The 16,772-nt window shown below is 61.3% G+C and carries 18 protein-coding genes; 1 reads left to right on the forward strand and 17 read right to left on the reverse strand.

The features are described 5' to 3' along the window. Nucleotides 1-18: 18 nt before the first annotated feature. Complete coding sequence (locus P9292_RS11705) at nucleotides 19-1,341, reverse strand: NAD(P)-dependent oxidoreductase (protein WP_309959045.1); 1,323 nt, start codon at nucleotides 1,339-1,341, stop codon at nucleotides 19-21. Nucleotides 1,342-1,434: 93 nt separating this feature from the next. Further along, complete coding sequence (locus P9292_RS11710) at nucleotides 1,435-2,715, reverse strand: Zn-dependent hydrolase (protein WP_309959047.1); 1,281 nt, start codon at nucleotides 2,713-2,715, stop codon at nucleotides 1,435-1,437. A gap of 352 nt (nucleotides 2,716-3,067) precedes the next feature. Between P9292_RS11710 and P9292_RS11715 the strand changes: the two genes are divergently transcribed. After that, nucleotides 3,068-3,763: a TetR/AcrR family transcriptional regulator gene (locus P9292_RS11715; protein ID WP_250467350.1), complete on the forward strand. Its 696-nt coding sequence runs from the start codon at nucleotides 3,068-3,070 to the stop codon at nucleotides 3,761-3,763. 21 nt (nucleotides 3,764-3,784) lie between these two features. Here the strand turns inward: P9292_RS11715 and P9292_RS11720 are convergent, their stop codons facing one another. The 15 genes from P9292_RS11720 to gsiB all read right to left on the reverse strand — a co-directional run bounded on the left by P9292_RS11720 (nucleotide 3,785) and on the right by gsiB (nucleotide 16,755). Beyond that, the gene (locus tag P9292_RS11720; RefSeq protein ID WP_250493568.1) at nucleotides 3,785-5,110 is read right to left on the reverse strand and encodes a DUF1996 domain-containing protein; all 1,326 of its coding nucleotides are present in this window, start codon (nucleotides 5,108-5,110) and stop codon (nucleotides 3,785-3,787) included. A 454-nt stretch (nucleotides 5,111-5,564) separates the two neighbouring features. Further along, nucleotides 5,565-5,873 carry a DUF4148 domain-containing protein gene (locus P9292_RS11725; protein ID WP_309963991.1) on the reverse strand — a complete coding sequence of 103 codons (309 nt, stop codon included), beginning with the start codon at nucleotides 5,871-5,873 and terminating at the stop codon, nucleotides 5,565-5,567. A gap of 313 nt (nucleotides 5,874-6,186) precedes the next feature. Further along, nucleotides 6,187-6,990, reverse strand: a complete 804-nt coding sequence (gene hutG, locus P9292_RS11730; RefSeq protein WP_250493569.1) for an N-formylglutamate deformylase — start codon at nucleotides 6,988-6,990, stop codon at nucleotides 6,187-6,189. 112 nt (nucleotides 6,991-7,102) lie between these two features. Continuing rightward, on the reverse strand, nucleotides 7,103-7,258 hold the full coding sequence (locus P9292_RS11735) for a hypothetical protein (protein ID WP_309959050.1): 156 nt from the start codon (nucleotides 7,256-7,258) through the stop codon (nucleotides 7,103-7,105). Nucleotides 7,259-7,276: 18 nt separating this feature from the next. Continuing rightward, nucleotides 7,277-7,852, reverse strand: coding sequence for a HutD family protein (locus P9292_RS11740; protein ID WP_309959052.1), 576 nt, complete (start codon nucleotides 7,850-7,852; stop codon nucleotides 7,277-7,279). Nucleotides 7,853-7,854: 2 nt separating this feature from the next. After that, entirely contained in the window at nucleotides 7,855-8,550 is a 696-nt protein-coding gene (gene hutC / locus P9292_RS11745; RefSeq protein WP_244829373.1) for a histidine utilization repressor, read from the reverse strand. Beyond that, nucleotides 8,547-10,088, reverse strand: coding sequence for a histidine ammonia-lyase (hutH, locus tag P9292_RS11750; protein WP_309959056.1), 1,542 nt, complete (start codon nucleotides 10,086-10,088; stop codon nucleotides 8,547-8,549). The genes hutC and hutH overlap by 4 nt, the downstream gene beginning before the upstream one ends. A gap of 119 nt (nucleotides 10,089-10,207) precedes the next feature. Continuing rightward, complete coding sequence (locus P9292_RS11755) at nucleotides 10,208-10,699, reverse strand: GNAT family N-acetyltransferase (RefSeq protein ID WP_250493572.1); 492 nt, start codon at nucleotides 10,697-10,699, stop codon at nucleotides 10,208-10,210. 129 nt (nucleotides 10,700-10,828) lie between these two features. Continuing rightward, the gene (gene crcB, locus P9292_RS11760; RefSeq protein ID WP_244829370.1) at nucleotides 10,829-11,206 is read right to left on the reverse strand and encodes a fluoride efflux transporter CrcB; all 378 of its coding nucleotides are present in this window, start codon (nucleotides 11,204-11,206) and stop codon (nucleotides 10,829-10,831) included. A gap of 46 nt (nucleotides 11,207-11,252) precedes the next feature. Next, nucleotides 11,253-11,471: a hypothetical protein gene (locus tag P9292_RS11765; RefSeq protein ID WP_309959058.1), complete on the reverse strand. Its 219-nt coding sequence runs from the start codon at nucleotides 11,469-11,471 to the stop codon at nucleotides 11,253-11,255. A gap of 86 nt (nucleotides 11,472-11,557) precedes the next feature. Beyond that, nucleotides 11,558-12,382, reverse strand: a complete 825-nt coding sequence (locus P9292_RS11770) for a M55 family metallopeptidase (RefSeq protein WP_244829368.1) — start codon at nucleotides 12,380-12,382, stop codon at nucleotides 11,558-11,560. Next, nucleotides 12,379-13,389, reverse strand: a complete 1,011-nt coding sequence (locus P9292_RS11775; protein WP_309959061.1) for a P1 family peptidase — start codon at nucleotides 13,387-13,389, stop codon at nucleotides 12,379-12,381. Before P9292_RS11775 ends, P9292_RS11770 begins: the two co-directional genes overlap by 4 nt. After that, on the reverse strand, nucleotides 13,386-14,285 hold the full coding sequence (gene gsiD, locus P9292_RS11780) for a glutathione ABC transporter permease GsiD (protein WP_250467359.1): 900 nt from the start codon (nucleotides 14,283-14,285) through the stop codon (nucleotides 13,386-13,388). Before gsiD ends, P9292_RS11775 begins: the two co-directional genes overlap by 4 nt. Before the next feature lie 7 nt (nucleotides 14,286-14,292). Further along, entirely contained in the window at nucleotides 14,293-15,213 is a 921-nt protein-coding gene (gene gsiC / locus P9292_RS11785) for a glutathione ABC transporter permease GsiC (RefSeq protein ID WP_244829365.1), read from the reverse strand. Between the two features lie 12 nt (nucleotides 15,214-15,225). Continuing rightward, nucleotides 15,226-16,755, reverse strand: coding sequence for a glutathione ABC transporter substrate-binding protein GsiB (gsiB, locus tag P9292_RS11790; protein ID WP_370652206.1), 1,530 nt, complete (start codon nucleotides 16,753-16,755; stop codon nucleotides 15,226-15,228). Between the last annotated feature and the right edge of the window lie 17 nt (nucleotides 16,756-16,772).

The raw sequence follows: 16,772 nt of genomic DNA on the forward strand, positions 1-16,772 counted from the left end.
GAATGCGTTGCGGGGTTTTTACGCGGCCTTGATCGCCGTGAGTTCGAAAGACGCGCCAATGGACGCCGCCGCGAGCTTGCCGTCCTGCACGGCCTGCACGGTGAGATCGAGTCCTTCGTGGATCGCGCAGTCGCCGCCGGCCCAGACTTTGGCGAGCGTTGTCTGACGGTTCTCGTCGGTGACGATGCGCCCGCCGTCGAGACTCAACAATTCCCGGTCGATACCCACCGGCACGAGCGTCTGCCCGATGGCCTTCAGCACCATGTCCGCTTCGATGATCACGCGCTCGCCCGCGCGGTCGAACTCCACGCCCGTGACGTGTCCGTCCGCGCCGATCAGACGCACGGGGTTCGCATGCGTCACGATGGTCACGTTGTTGTTCTGCGCGAACTCCTGTTCCGCCCAGGTCGCGCCCATGTTCTCGACGCCGCGCCGGTACGCCATGGTCACCGAGGTCGCGCCGAGCTTGCGGCTTTGCACGGCGGCATCGACAGCCGTATTGCCGCCGCCGATCACCACCACACGCCGCCCGACCGGCACGCTCGCGAGGTCATCGGCCTGACGCACTTGCTCGATGAAATCCACCGCGTTCATCACGCCTTCGAGCGACTCGCCTTCCAGCGCCAGCTCACGCACACCCGCCAGACCGAAGCCGATGAACACCGCGTCGTATTGCTTGCGCAGTTCGTCGAGCGTCACATCGCGGCCGAGCGCCACGCCCGTTTTGATTTCGATACCGCCGATCGAATGCAGCCATTCGATCTCGCGTTGCGCGAAGTCTTCCACCGTCTTGTACGCCGCGATGCCGTATTCGTTGAGACCGCCGGGTTTGGCGCGCGCATCGAAAATGATCGCCTGATGGCCGGCCAGCGCGAGCCGATACGCACACGCAAGTCCCGCCGGTCCCGCGCCGACGATCGCGATTCGTCGTCCCGTTTCCGGCGCGCGCTTGAATAAGGGTTCGCCGCGCGCCATCGCCGAATCGGTTGCATGGCGCTGCAGAGCGCCGATTCGCACCGGCTCGTCACCCGGATGGTTTCGAACGCAACTACCTTCGCACAGTATCTCGGTCGGACACACCCGCGAGCACATGCCGCCGAGCGGATTGGCCGAGAGAATATCGACGGCCGCGCCTTTGAGATTGCCGTGACTGATCTTGCGGATGAAGCTCGGAATATCGATCTGCGTCGGACAAGCCTGCACGCATGGCGCGTCATAACAGTAATGACAGCGGCTTGCCGCGGCGGCGGCGGCAGTCGCATCGAGCAAGGGCGCGACATCCGAAAACTCGCATGCCAGTTGTTCCTGCGTGAGCCTGTGGCCCGCAATCTTCATGGTCATACGCGTTCCTTCTTCGATATGAGGACGTAGCGATTCCCGCCGTTCGCGCGGGACGACGCGAACGGTGCTTTGGAAAATATCGACGAATAGCCGTTAAGAGACGGGTTCCGACGCGCGCTCGAGCATGGCGTGCAAAAGCACGTTCGCGCCCGCTTCGATCCATTCCTGCGAGGCGTCTTCTACTTCGTTATGGCTGATGCCGTCGACGCAAGGCACGAATACCATCGATGTCGGCGCGACTTGCGAGAGGTAGCACGCGTCGTGGCCCGCGCCCGACACCATGTCGCGATGCGAATAGCCGAAGCGTTTGGCTGCCGCGCGCACGGAGTCGACGCACGCGGCATCGAACTTGACGGGTTCGTAGTAGAAGATCTGCTCGAGTTCGGTTGTGAGGCCGATGCCGCCCGCAATGTGCTCGACGCCTTCGCGCAGCGCGGCGTCCATTTTCGCGAGCACGGCGTCGTCGGGATGACGGAAGTCCACGGTGAAGAACACGCGGCCCGGAATCACGTTGCGAGAGTTCGGATAGACCTGCATCATGCCGACCGTGGCGCAGGCGAGCGGCGCGTGATCCAGTCCGATGCGGTTGACGAGATCCACCACGCGCGATGCGCCGAGCAACGCGTCTTTGCGGCGCGGCATGGGCGTCGGGCCCGCATGCGCTTCCTGACCCGTCAGTGTGATCTCGTACCAGCGCTGGCCCTGCGCATCGGTGACGACGCCGATGGTCTTGTCCTCGGCTTCGAGAATCGGGCCCTGCTCGATATGCAATTCGAACGCCGCGTGCAGCTTGCGGCCGCCGCACGGAACGTCGCCTGCATAACCAATACGTTCGAGTTCTTCGCCGATGGTCTTGCCATCGACGTCCTTGCGCGACAACCCGTAATCGAGCGAGAACACGCCTGCGAATACGCCCGATGCGACCATCGCCGGCGCGAAGCGGGAGCCTTCTTCGTTGGTCCAGATGACGACCTCGACGGGATGCTCCGTCTCGATCCCGTGATCGTTGAGCGTGCGGATGACTTCGAGGCCGCCGAGCACGCCGTAGATGCCGTCGAAGCGGCCGCCCGTCGGCTGCGAATCGGCGTGAGAGCCCGTCATGACGGGCAGCGCGTCGGGATGACAGCCCGCGCGGCGCATGAACACGTTGCCCATCTGGTCGACGCTCACCGTGCAACCCGCTTCTTTCGCCCAACTCACGATGAGATCGCGCCCTTGCTTGTCCAGATCGGTCAGCGCGAGCCGGCAGACACCGCCTTTGGGCGTTGCGCCGATCTTCGCCATCGACATCAGGCTATCCCACAGACGTTGACCGTTGACCTTGATGGACGTGTCGAGACCAGCCTCTCTCATTGCATCCGTAACCGCGTTCATGCGCCTCGCTCCTTACGATGAACTTCGTATGTCGGGGACTGCTTTTCGTGCATCCGGCGCGCGGCGGGTGCAGACTTGCACGCACGCGGTGCATGCTTTTACTTGTACGATCGATGCTGCATTCGAGCCATTCGGTTTCGCTTCAAATCCTGTCCGACTGGACAGGTTGTAGCCGATTAAAATAAGCAAATCAACGTCTTTCGTGTTGAAGCGAACAGAGCGAGAAGCGTGCCATTGCGCTGCAGCATCACTTGGTCGAACTTGCTGAGGCATGCAGAATTGAGAACAGCGCGGCATGCACGAACGCCGCAAATCAGGCACGATGCGGCACACGAGGCCTACGGAAGGAACAATGAGACACGACGAAGCGTCGCCCGGCATCGAAGAAAGCAGTAACGCCGTTCCGCCTTTGCGGCGGCGCAAGGCACAAATTCGCGAGACCAACGAGGCTCACCTTTTAGCTTGCGCCGAAGCCGTTTTCGCCGAGAAAGGACTCGAAGGCGCGAGCACCGCGATGATCGCCGAGCGCGCCGGCCTGCCGAAAGCCAATCTGCATTACTACTTTCCGACCAAGCTCGCGCTCTATCGACGCGTGCTCGAAGACCTCTTCGAAGACTGGCATCGCGCGGCGGATACGTTCGAATGCAGCGACGATCCTGCCGAAGCGATCGGCGGCTATGTGCGCGCAAAGATGGAGTTGTCGCGGCGCCGGCCGCTCGGATCGAAAGTCTGGGCAAGCGAGATCATTCACGGCGCGCATCACATGCAAGACGTGTTGAACGAACGCGTAAAACCGTGGCTCGATACGCGCGTCACGGTAATCGAAGGATGGATCGCGCGTGGACTGCTTGCGCCTGTCGAACCGCAGACCTTCATGTTTCTGATATGGGCGATCACTCAGCATTACGCCGATTTCGACGCGCAAATTCGCGCGCTGAAGGGCAAGCGCGCGCTGACTCGAAAGGCGTTCGACGAGGAGACCGAGGAAGTCGTGCGGCTGGTGCTTCGCGCGTGTGGCGCGCGTTCGCCGGGCAACGAAATCCGATAGCCGCCTAGGTGGCGGCCAGCGTTATTTCAAAAACAGTGCAGGTACGCCGTTTTTCACTTCCCGTGAGTTGAATTCGACGACCTTGCTCGTGTTGTTTTTAATGCAGATCGCAATTTCAGGCGCCTTCGCGGCGATCTGCTGCTTGACGTATGCGTCGATGGAATTTATCCGTAGCTTATTAACGTTGTCGAGATAGATAGCGCCAACGGACTGCGGCGTGCAGGCACTTCCGGTAGGTGGCTTGTTTTGATCGTCCCAATTGGTTGCGGCGGCAAATAGGTACAAGTAGACCGCCGTGGAGTCGGTGACGTCGCCGCCCTGAGTCTGTATGAACGCGGTTTGATAGGTATAGTCCGTGATCACAGGCGTCGGAAACTTCATGAAAATAATGTCGCCCGGACCTACGCGCAGTTTCTCGTCTGCATTGTGCGGAGTGCCGCCGGAGTCAAGCCACGTATCCGAGCTGGACTTTACATAGTAGGTTGGAATATCGCTGCTGCACGCGGTGTTTCCATTATTGGAACAATTGTCGGTCGCGTATTGAAGGCTATCCGGCTTCCATGCATTGATAAAGTCGGCGTGAGCGGTATATAAACTGCCCCATTGCGGCGTCAGCACGCCGTTCACCATGATCGGGTCCATCGACAACTGCGCGCCGTTCAGATCGCCGTTATTGCCAAGTGTGTATTGCAAGTTTAATTGCAGTTGCTGAATCTTGATCGGATACGCTTCGGGACATGAACCATCCTTGTTATTGTGGTAAGCCATGTTCTGAACGCCCGAGGAGAAATCCGGTTTAATGTGCTCGCCGTCCCAACAGTCCGGAAAATAGATCACGATGTCAAACTGCGCGTTGCCGTTCACAACGGGACAACTCGTCGGCGGATTCGCCATGTAGCCTACATTCTGGCAAAAATATGCAATGGCCGGATTTGCCGCGGTTCCGTGGTGGTCGCCGGCGAGCATCTCCAGACCTTGCGGGATAGCGGTGACGACCGGGAGCTCGGTGTTCTTTTGGTAGTAGGTCTTCTGGAAGTCGGGGACCACTATTCCGGCGGCGCGCTTCAATTGCGGCACCCAATAAGCGGACGCATCGGCCGTAATGTTGCACGTCGTGGCCTTATTCACATTCAGCTTTGCGAGGTCGCTAAAGGCATCGGTCGACCGGTTGCCGAAAAAATCGTGCTGCATGGCGAGTCCGGGTAATCCGTAACGAACAATGGAATCGTCGGGCTTCGTGTGAGAATACGCGCACTGTACGCTGAACTGACCGGCATAAACGCCGGTTGTCGTAGCTGCTAGGAGGATTAGCAATAGAAGTCGCAGCAAGGAGGTGGCTTTTTTCATGACTATTCTCAGCTCTCTCGATAAAGTGAAATGCTCGCCGCAAGCATTGATTCACGTTGAATATCGACCGTTGAATTTATTGGCCGTCGTTCTGCCACATGAATTCTAGGATACCGGGACATCGAGAAAGCCTCGTTTTATTATTTTATTGACGCTCCTTTGCAAGTACGCGCGATATTTAACTCGTGCACATAAGCCGACTCATTTCGAAAGTGAACAAAACCGATCTGCGTTTCTTTTTTCGCTCCGATTAAATCGAACGATCGCCTCATTAAACAACGCGTCGAAATAAAAAACGCCGGCCGCAAAAATCGCGGTCGGCGTTCCTGGTGCTGCTTACTGCAGAACTGCTCTACTACACTTCTCGCAAGTTACTACGCTTTCTGCCATCTACCTCACCTTCAACTGCCACTGCTACTGCCACTACCACTGCAACTTGCCGTTATTCGATCTATTAATGACCGAAGTAGACCGACTTACGATCCGACATCGACGCTGACGGACGTGCGCCCGCTTGCGACGAACCCGCAGTCGATGCGCCGTACGACGACGTACCTTGCTGTGCATCCACGCGCGCTTCGGCTGCCTGGATGTTTTGCGGGTAGAACGCGTGGTCCGTCGACGGGTTATAGCCAGCCTTTTCCAACTGGACCAGCTCGGCGCGAACTTCTGCGCGGGTCACAGGGCCGTTGCTTTGTGCAAAGGCGAAAGTCGGAGCGGCCAGAGCCGAAGCAATAACGAGAGCCGGAACGAAAGACTTGATCATGATGAACCTCCTGGAATCTTGTTTTGAAATCGAAGACGAAGCCGGAAGCTTTAAACAGTTTCTGACTTCGTTTCGCTTGAAAACAGTGTAGGAGGGACGCGACTTAGGGGAAACCCCAATTTGCAGGAAACATATTTGTCGAGGTCGCAACAATGGCGGATGCGCAACTGCATGGCCTCGGCAGTTCGACAGCCTTTAAGTCATTGTTTATATTGATACTTCCGCGCCAGATGATGGCAGTACAACCAGTGCCGCCGAAAAATATCATTACAGCGGCGTCAGACAATAGTCATCCTGGCGTCAGCTAAATTCAGGGCGCTTTCACATGCTCCAACGCCGCGGCGACCAACTCCCGCAACAAGGGCTGAACGTCGCTCGCGCGCGCCTCATCGTAGGAATAAGGCGGTGCCTCGTTCATGTAAGTGGCCTGCGTGAGCTCCAGTTGCACTGCGTGAATCCCGTTGGCCGGCTGACCGTAGCGACGCGTTATGTAACCGCCCTTGAAGCGCCCGTTAGCCACCGTTGTGTAACGTCCGTCCGACTCCACGACCTGCGCGAGCCGCTCGGCCAGTTCAGGCGCCGCCGATGCTCCATCCGCCGTGCCGAAGTTGAAATCCGTGAGCCGGCCATTGAAGAAGCGCGGCACGACTGAGCGAATGGAGTGCGCCTCCCACAGCAACGCGTGCCCATGTTCCTCGCGCAAGGCGGCGAGTTCGGAAGCGAGCGCATCGTGATAAGGCTGCCAGTAGAGCGCGCGGCGCGCCTCGATCTGTTCGCGTGAAGGCTCATGACCTTCGAGATAAAGCGGCTCTTTCTCGAACGTATCGACGGGACAGAGGCCAGTCGTATCGCGGCCCGGATAAAGATTGGCGTCATCGGGCGGACGATTCAAATCGATGACATAGCGCGCGAATTGCGGCAGCAGAATCGACGCGCCCATCTCGCGCGCAAAGTCATAAAGCCGGTCGAGATGCCAGTCGCAGTCATCCACTTTCCGCGCGACCAGCGTCATTTCTTGCGCGAGCCCGTCGGGTATACGCGTGCCGCGGTGCGGGATCGAGATGAGCAACGGCGCCGTGCCGCGCTCGAGCGTGTAGATCGCACAATCGTCCATGTGATGCCTCGCGTTTTATTAGTCGATGAGTGAACGCAATGCGTCTTCGTCCGCCTGACAACTTGCGTCGAGGATCTTGCATCCGCCGACGAAGACGTCGCGTTTCGGCGATTCACCATGCTCGCAGAAAACCGTATCGGAAAGCCAGCTTTCGGAGCCGCGTTCCTTCGTCGAGCGCGGCATCGAACAGACAGTTGGCGCGACGCCGCACGCGTTGGCCGTCTTCCATCCATTCGAGCATCATGTTGCGTTGCCAGCCATCGGGCATCTGGCGCGATCCACGCGTTCACGGCGTATGGATGCCTATCTGCAACCACGACGCATCTTGCGACGCTTCACACGCGACGCGTCCGTCCGCGCTTTCGATACGCAAGCTGTCGCCCGCTGCGAGCGCGATGCGTTCTCCATGGGTCAGCATGACGTTCAACATGCCGCGCGCGCAATGCAGAAACGTGACGTCGTGGTCCGGCGTCCATTCATGCGACTCGAAGCGGCTCGTCACCGAAGCATGCGCGCGACCGCGACGCGTCATCACGTTGAAGTCGCGCGTCGGACCTTGCACGAGCGCCGCGTGGATGGGCGTTTCGCCGGCAAAGCGCGCCATCGCGAGCGGCTCGTTCAACGTATGTACATAGTCGGGTTCGGCGAGCATCATGCCCGCGCCATCGAGCAGGATCAGCACGCGATCCACGCCCGCGAAGCTCGAAAACGCGCCATCCGCCGACACATCCGCGATGGAAAGCCGCCACGCGAACGTATCCGTCGACGCGCCTTCCGGTTCCGCCGCGAGTTCGCGCGTAATGCCGCCGCCGTTCTTCCACGGCACGGCCGCGAGCGATGATGCGCGCAGGACGGTTGCCATGATCAAAAGTGGCCGGTGAACTGATAGCGGTCGCCGGGATGCCACAGATTCGCGACCGACGCCACCGTGTCGCGCGACCATGTTCGCCGATGCAGCAGCAGACACGGCTCGTGATCTTTCATCGCGAGCGCATGGCGAATCTCCGGCGATGGCAACGACGCCTCGATCCGATATTCAACCCGCTGCAAGGGCGCGGCAACCATCAGATATTGATTCGGCGTGATCTTCGTGAAGTCCTGACGCGCGTACTCCGGCGCAATGGCCGGGTTCACGTAGCGCTCTTCGAGTTGCACGGGCTCGTCGTTCTCGAAGTGCAGCACACGCGAATGAAACACGGGACTGCCGAGCGCAAGCTGCATTTCGGCCGCTAGCGCTTCATCCACGATAGAGGCACCCAGATGCAGCACCGCCGCGCGATACGCATGCCCGCGCGCGACGATTTCATCGGAGATACTGCGAATCTCGACCAGTGTCGAAGCGTATTTCGGCTGCGCCACGAACGTGCCCGCGCCCTGCACACGCGTGAGCACCTGTTCGGCCGTCAGTTCACGCACCGCGCGATTCACCGTCATGCGCGCCACTTTGAACTCGCGCGCGAGCTCGTTCTCGGAGGGCACCTGATCGCCCTCCTTCCATTCGCCGCCGTGAATGCGCTCGAGGATGTAGTCCTTGATCTCCTGATACGCGGGCGTGCTCATGCGCTTTGATCCGCGCTCTGTTCCGAGGCAAAGGAAAACGGACTGTGCTTTGCAATTTCGCCCGCCTGCACGAGCGTCGCAATGGCGGCGATATCGGGCGCGAAGTAATGATCGAGGTCGTAATGCGCGACTTGCGCGCGGATGGTCTGCATCACGTCGATAAGCGGCGCGCTCGTGCGATGCGGCGCGCGCAGATCGACGCCTTGCGCTGCCGCAAGCAGTTCGATGGCGAGAATATTGGCCGTGTTGCTCGCGATATCGCCGAGCTTGCGCGCGGCAAAGGTCGCCATGGACACGTGATCTTCCTGATTCGCCGAGGTCGGCAAGGAATCCACGGAAGCAGGATGCGCGAGCGTCTTGTTCTCGGACGCGAGCGCCGCCGCCGTCACATGCGCGATCATGAAGCCGGAGTTCACGCCGCCATCGCGTACGAGAAACGGCGGCAAGCCGGAAAGCGTCGAGTCGATCAGAAGCGCGATGCGGCGCTCGGCCAGCGCGCCGATTTCGGCGGCGGCGAGTGCGAGGTTATCGGCGGCGAAGGCAACGGGTTCCGCGTGAAAGTTGCCGCCTGAGAGCACTTCGCCCGTGTCCGGGAAAATCAGCGGATTGTCGGAAACCGCATTCGATTCGATCAAGAGCACGTCGGCCGCATGACGCATCTGATCCAGACACGCGCCCATCACTTGCGGCTGACAGCGCAGGCTGTATGGGTCCTGAACCTTCTCGCAATCGGCGTGCGACAGGTTGATGCCCGAGCCCGCCAGCAACGTGCGATACGCCGCCGCCGAATCGATCTGCCCGCGATGTCCGCGCAACTCATGGATACGTGCATCGAACGGCACGACGGAGCCCGCGGCCGCGTCGACGGACAGCGCGCCCGCAACGAGGCCGGTGCGGAACAGGTCCTCGATGGCAAAGAGGTTGTAAAGCGCGAGCGCCGCCGATGCCTGCGTGCCGTTCAACAGCGCGAGCCCTTCCTTCGCCTGCAACATGAGCGGTTCGAGCCCGGCGAGCTTGAGGCCATCGAGTGCGCTTGCGCGTTCGCCGCGCACCATGACTTCGCCGATACCGAGCAGCACCGTCGACATATGCGCGAGCGGCGCGAGATCGCCCGACGCGCCGACCGAGCCTTTCACGGGGATGACGGGCAATACATCGGCGTTGAAAAGCGTGACGAGGGCGTCGATCACTTCGCGGCGAATGCCCGAATGGCCGCGCCCGAGACTCGACAGCTTGAGGGCCATCAAAAGACGCACGACCGGTCGCGACATCGGTTCGCCGACGCCGACCGCATGCGACAGCACCAGGTTGCGCTGCAGAAGTTCGAGCTGATCGGCGGGAATGTGAGTGTTGGCGAGCCGCCCAAAGCCCGTATTGATGCCGTAGGCCGGATCACCCTTGGCGGCGATCGCGGCAACGGCGCGCGCGCTCGCGTCGATGGCGGCGAAGCTCGCGGGATCGAGATTCAGCGAATCCGATCCGCGCGCGATGCGGCGTAATTGCGGCAGCGTGAGCTTGCCAGGCGTGAGCGTAATCATGTTTCTTCCTGTCTATACAAGTTAGGCACAAGTCTAAACGGGCAGAAAGGACGAAACAAGGGGATATCCGGGATTACACCGAGGCAATCCCGAACATAGCGCTTGACTTGTCTATACAGCTACAGCACTTTCTCCATCACGAGTTGCGCGAAGCGCTGCCCCCGCACCTCGACAGCCCGCGCAAGCAGCATGGTGAAGCCGCAATACTCGAAGAACGGCTGCGAGCCCAAGCTCGCATACGTGTGCAGCACGCGCATGCCGTTTTTCTCGGCATGCTCCTCGATGGACGCGAGCAGCGCGGTGGCCACGCCTTTGCGCTGATGCCTCGGCTCGACGAACATCATGTCGATGAGCCCGTTTTCGTGGACATCGGCGAAACCGGCGAGCTCGTCGTCCGTGAATGCCACCCAGGTTGGCCGGCTGAGGCGGGCGGCATGCCACTCCTCGCGGTCGGTTTGCGCCCAGGCATCGATTTGTGCCGGGCTGTAGTACTCGGACGCGCTTTCACGAACGGCGCGCACGAACAGATCGATCACGCCGTCGAGGTCACTCGCCTGGTACGGTCTGATGTCAACTCTCGGGAACTGGGACTCGAACTCGAACTCGACCATCTCATCACCTTCGTATTGCAGTCAAAAGAAACAAGCCGCGTGCGCGAAGCAGCGGCGAAAGAGCGTGAAGACACGCGGGAAAAAAGTAGGAGTTCATGCGGAACGCGGCGCTGCGGCAACGTGCGTGGATCAGCTGACCCAGGCCACCGTCGCAATACCGAGCGCGGTCATTGCGAGCGACGCGCCGACGTGCAGCGCGATCTCCGCGAGCGCCCAGCCGGGCCGCCCTTGCTGAAGATGCGCGACCACTTCGGCCGAGAACGTGGAGAACGTGGACAAGCCGCCCATCAGACCGGTCGTGACGAAGAGACGCCATTCAACGGAGATGTCCGGCAAGCGCGCAAAGGTCGCGACCGCCACGCCGATGATGTATCCGGCAATCACATTCGATGCAAAGGTGCCGAGCGGCAGGTTTGGAAAGATTCCATTGAGGCGCAAACCGAGCGCCCAACGAAGCAGCGATCCCAGCCCGCCGCCTATTCCCACCGCGATGATCGACAAATACATAAATAAAATCGATGTGATTGAAAGGTTGTCCGCACTCGGGATGCGCTCAGGCGTCAGTGGCAAGCCGCTCGATCAGCGCCGCGCGGCTCGTCTCGACGATCCACTGCTCGGCGTGCGGCAGCCGCGCCGCCCATGTGCCATTGCGCCGCTCTTCCCAGCAACCGGCTTCGTGGCCGTCGATGAAAAGCGAGCCGCGCATGACGAGTTGCGGAGCGGCGGGATCGAGCGTCACATCGTCGTTGTGTTCGAGCTTCACGTCGTGCATGAAAGCGCCTGCAAAAAATCGTTGAAGAAAGTACCGTGCCGATGACCGATCAGCCAAGACCTCCATTCTAACGATAGTTCCTCCGTTCACCGTAACATGAAGGACATTGCCGAAAGGCAATTGAGTGTGCGTACGACCTGTTCGATGCCGGGCGCATCGAAGGCGAGCGTGACGGCATCGAGCCGTTCGAGCGTCGGCCACTGACAGAAGAGATCGGCATAAGCGGAGCTTTGCGTGCGCAGTTCGCAACGGCGTGAGTCCGGTGCATGGTGTGCGCGTGAACTTGAATGACGCGAGGCCTCGACAGTCTCCTTCGCCGCGCGCCTGATCGATGCGCACGCGGCTTCTGGCGTATCCGTAACGCCGCTCGAATAGCCGTGCGCCGTCTTCACGCAAACGAAGTTCGCGTCCGGGAACACGGGCAAGGTCTCCGCGCCGAACACGTCGTCGCCCGTGATGAGCGCGACGCGTGCGCCGCGCGCCTCGGCAAGCTGCCCATAGAGCGCGGCCTCGCCAACCTCTTCTCCGTCGAGCATCACGCGCGCAAATGCAGCGCTGTTGATGGTATGCGCGAGAATTCCGCGACTCTGCGCCCGCGCGTGATAGCCGACCATGAACACCAGTTCCGGCGATGCTTCCAGTCCCGCCATCATGCCGAGCGTGCGCGGCTTGCCGAGCACGAGACGCGCGCGCGGATCGAACGCGTTCGGCAATAGATTACGAAAGCCGCCGTGAGAATCGTTGACCCAGACTTCGGTCGCGCCGCCATCGAAGGCACCGAGCACGGCGGCGTTCGCTTCGTTCGTCATGAAGCGGCGCGCCTGTTCGTATTCGCCGTTGCCCGCGCGCGTTTGCTCCGGATGAAACACGCCCGCGACGCCTTCGATATCCACCGAGATCAACACTTTCATTGGCTTTTCCACACTTCGTTGAGCGACGCGCGACGATGCCCGTCGCGGCCCGTGACGCTTTCGGCGCTGAAGAGCGCGTCGAGAATGGCCTGTTCGGTGGCGTCCGCGACGCATTGAAACAGCGAGTCGAGACGCGCGTCCGGCAGCAAGCGCGGCAAGTCGATGAACTCGGCGTCGTGAGGCACGGTGTACGCCGTCGAAAACGCCAGCGCAATGTCGCCGCTACCATGACCGAAGACCGAACCGGTGCGCGCGAGCCCGGCTGCGGCGCGCATGGCGAGACGGCGAAGCTGCCGCGCATCGAGCGGTGCATCGGTGGCGATCAGCATGATGATCGAACCTTGCTCGCGTTGTGGCGCCTGCGCTTGCAGCGTGCGTCCAATGGCATCGCCGGCAATTGTGAGTTGCGGAAAGCGTCCGAAGTTGGCGAGCACGAGCGCGCCCGTGGTGTAGCGTTCATCGCCGATATCGACGACACGCGAGGCCGTGCCAATCCCGCCCTTCAAGTCGAAGCACGACATGCCGCGTCCCGCGCCCACGGCGCCGCGCGCGAAGTCCGGCGAACACGAAGCGAGCGCATGCCGGTAATGCGCTTCTTCGACGGCGAACGCCTGCATGTCGTTCAGAAAGCCGTCGTTGCATTCGAGCACTAGCGGATTCACGCTCGGCCAGTCGCGGCCAATGCGCGGATTGCCTTCGAGCGCCGCGCGTATCTGCGCGTTCGCCACCGTGCCCGCCGCGAAGGTGTTGGTGAGCGCGACAGGCGTTTCGATCACGCCGAGTTCATCGATCTGCACGAGCCCGACGCTCTTGCCGAAGCCGTTGATGACGCATGCCGCCGCTGGCGTCTTGTTGCGATACGCATCGCCGTCATGCGCGCGCACCACCGTCACGCCGGTTTGAATCGCGCCATCGGCGAGGGTGTAATGGCCAACGCTCACGCCCCGCACGTCCGCGATGCTGTTGCGCGCGCCCGCGTCGAGCACGCCGATATGCGGCGGCTTCACGGCCGGTCGAGCTTGGGATCGAGCGCGTCGCGCAGACCGTCGCCGAGCAAATTGAACGCAAGCACCGTCAGAAAGATGGCGAGGCTCGGGAAGATGGCGACATGCGGTGCCATCGCCATGTCGGCGCGGGCTTCGTTGAGCATCGCACCCCACTCGGGCGTCGGCGGCTGCGCGCCAAGGCCGAGAAACGAGAGACTCGCCGCCGTGATGATCGACGTGCCGATACGCATGGTGAAATACACGACGACCGAGGAAATGGTCCCCGGCAGAATGTGCCGCATGATGATGGTCCAGTCCGACGCGCCTATGCTGCGCGCCGCCTCGATATACGTCAGGTGCTTGAGCGCGAGCGTGTTGCCGCGCACGAGCCGCGCGAACGCGGGAATGCTGAAGATAGCCACCGCGCAGATCACGTTGATCATGCCGTTACCGAGAATGGCCACCACGCCGATGGCGAGCAGAATGCCGGGGAACGCGAACAGCACGTCCGAAATACGCATGACGATGCGGTCCCACCAGCCTTCGTAGTAGCCCGCGAGCAGCCCGAAGAACGTGCCGATCACCGCGCCGATCACGACCGACAGCAAGCCCGCCGAGAGCGAAATGCGGCTGCCGACGAGAATGCGGCTCAAAATGTCGCGGCCGAGCGAGTCGACACCGAACCAGTGCGCTGCCGAAGGCCCCGCGTTGAGCGCGTCGTAATCGAAGTAATTTTCCGCGTCGTAAGGCGCGATATACGGCGCGATCACCGCGATCAGGATCAGAAGCACGACGAACACGGCCGCCGCGAGCGCCACGGGCTGACGCTTGAGCTTGCGCCAGAACTCCGTCCACGGCGTGCGGATGTCCTGTTGCGGCGCGACCGCGACCTTGGCCTCTGTGGCTGTCACACTCATGCGGTCCTCACTTGAAACGAATGGTCGGGTTGATGACCGCGTAGAGGACATCGACCACCAGATTGATGACGATGAATTCCAGCGAAAACAGCAGCACTTCGGCCTGGATCACGGGATAGTCGCGCATCTCGACGGCATCGACGAGCAGGCGCCCGAGCCCCGGCCAGTTGAACACTTTCTCGACCACGATCGAGCCGCCCAGCAGGAAGCCGAACTGCAGGCCCATCATGGTGACGACGGGGATCATCGCGTTACGCAGGCAGTGTTTGACGATAACCATCGGCTCGTGCACGCCCTTCGCGCGCGCGGTGCGCACGAAGTCCTCGCCGAGCACTTCGACGAACGACGCGCGCGTGAAGCGCGCCATCACGGCGGCCACGGCCGCGCCGAGCGTGAGCGACGGCAGCACGTAGCTCTGCCACGAGCCATCGCCGACGATAGGCAGCCAGCCGAGCTTCACCGAAAAGATTTCCATCAGCAACATGCCGAGCGCGAAGGCGGGAAACGAGATGCCCGATACCGCGATGGTCATGCCGAGCCGGTCCGGCCACTGGTTGCGCCAGACCGCCGAGACGATGCCTATCGCCATGCCGAACGCCACGGCCCACGCCATGCTCGCGAGCGTGAGCCAGAGCGTCGGCATGAAGCGCTCGCCGATCTCCGTACTCACCGGCCGCTTGCTGCGCGTGGACATGCCGAAGTCGAAGTGCACGATCTTGCCGAAGAAGCTCGCGAATTGCTGCGGCAAGGGCTTGTCGAGACCGAGATCGGCCCGCACGAGCGCAACCGTCGCCTGATCCGCTTCGGGTCCGGCGGCCAAACGCGCGGGATCGCCCGGCAACATGTGCACGAACAGAAACACCAGCACCGCGACGATGAAGAGCGTCGGCAAGAGCCCGAAGAGGCGTTTGGCGAGGAAGGTAAGCATCGTCGAGGCGCTTTACTTGATCGCGATGTCGTCGAAATTGAACGAGCCGTCGGGCATGACGTAAGCGCCCGTCAGACGCTTGCTGCGCGCATACACCACTTTCTCCGTGACGAGGAAGATCCACGGGGCGTCGTCCCAGATGCGCTTTTGCGCGTCGGCGTAAAGCTGCGTCTTCTCCTTGCGGTCGGTCGTGGTGAGCGCCTTTTGCAGATCGGAATCGACGGTATCGTTCTTGTAATAGGCCGTGTTGAAGAGCTTCGGCGGAAACGACGAACTCGCGAGCAAGGGCGAGATGGCCCAGTCCGCTTCGCCCGTCGACGACGACCAGCCGACGTAGTACATGCGCACCGGCGCGGTGGCCGGCTCCGGCGCGCTTTCCACGCGCTGCACGCGCTGGCCGGCTTCGAGCGCTTCGATCGTGGTCTTCACGCCCACTTGCGCCAGCTGCTGCTGCACGAACTGGATGATCTTCTGCGCCGTCGTGTGGTTATAGCCCGACCACAACACGGTCTCGAAACCGTTCGGATAACCCGCTTCCTTCAGCAGCTCGCGCGCCTTGGCCGGATCGTATTTCCACGGCCCGAGCTTGGTGGAGAAGTCCACGCCCGGCGGCGCCACGCCTTCGGACGGCACCGCGTAACCGGCAAACGCGACCTTCACGAGCGCGTCCTTGTTGATCGCATAGTTGAGCGCCTGACGCACCTTCGGATTATCGAAAGGCTTCTGCGACGTGTTCATGCTCACGTAGCGCTGAATGATGGAAGGCGCCGCGATCAGATCGACCTTCGGGCTCGCCTTGAGCGTCGCGGCCTGCTCGAACGGAATCGAAAACGCGAAGTCCGCTTCGCCCGTTTGCATGAGCGCGGCGCGCGTGTTGTTATCGACCACCGGCTTCCAGTCGATCATGTCGATCTTCGGATAGCCCTTCTTCCAGTAGCCCGCGAACTTCTTCACCTTCAGGTCGTCGGTCTGCTTCCATTCGACAAACTCGAACGGTCCCGTGCCGACCGGATGAAACGCGATGTCCTTGCCGTATTGCTTCAACGCGGTCGGCGAAATCATCACGCCCGCCGGATGCGCGAGCACGTTGATGAACGCGGAAAACGGCATCTTGAGCGTGATCTTCACCGTGTACGGATCGATCACTTCGGTCTTCTCTATCTTGTTGAAAAGACCGTAGCGCTTGAGCTTGTTGTTCGGGTCCGTGACCCAATCGAAGGTCGTCTTCACGGCTTCGGCGTTGAAGTCGGTGCCGTCCTGAAACTTCACGCCCTGCCGCAGCTTGACCGTGTAGACCTTCGCGTCCGGACTCGCTTCGTAGCTCGTCGCGAGCACGGGCTGAATCTTCATGTCCTTGTCGAAGCCGAAGAGCCCTTGATAGAACGACTTGGCGACCGCTTGCGAGAGCGTGTCGTTGGCATCGTAGGGGTTCATCGTCGTGAAGGTCGAGGCCACCGCCATCACGGCGGTGCTCTGGGCGAACGCGGGCGCGGCGGCAAGCGCGCTGAATACGCATGCGCTCGCGGCTAAAAGCGCGCGCATGGAGCTGGATTTCGTTG

The sequence above is a fragment of the Caballeronia sp. LZ001 genome, assembly GCF_031450875.1.
Lineage (GTDB): Bacteria > Pseudomonadota > Gammaproteobacteria > Burkholderiales > Burkholderiaceae > Caballeronia.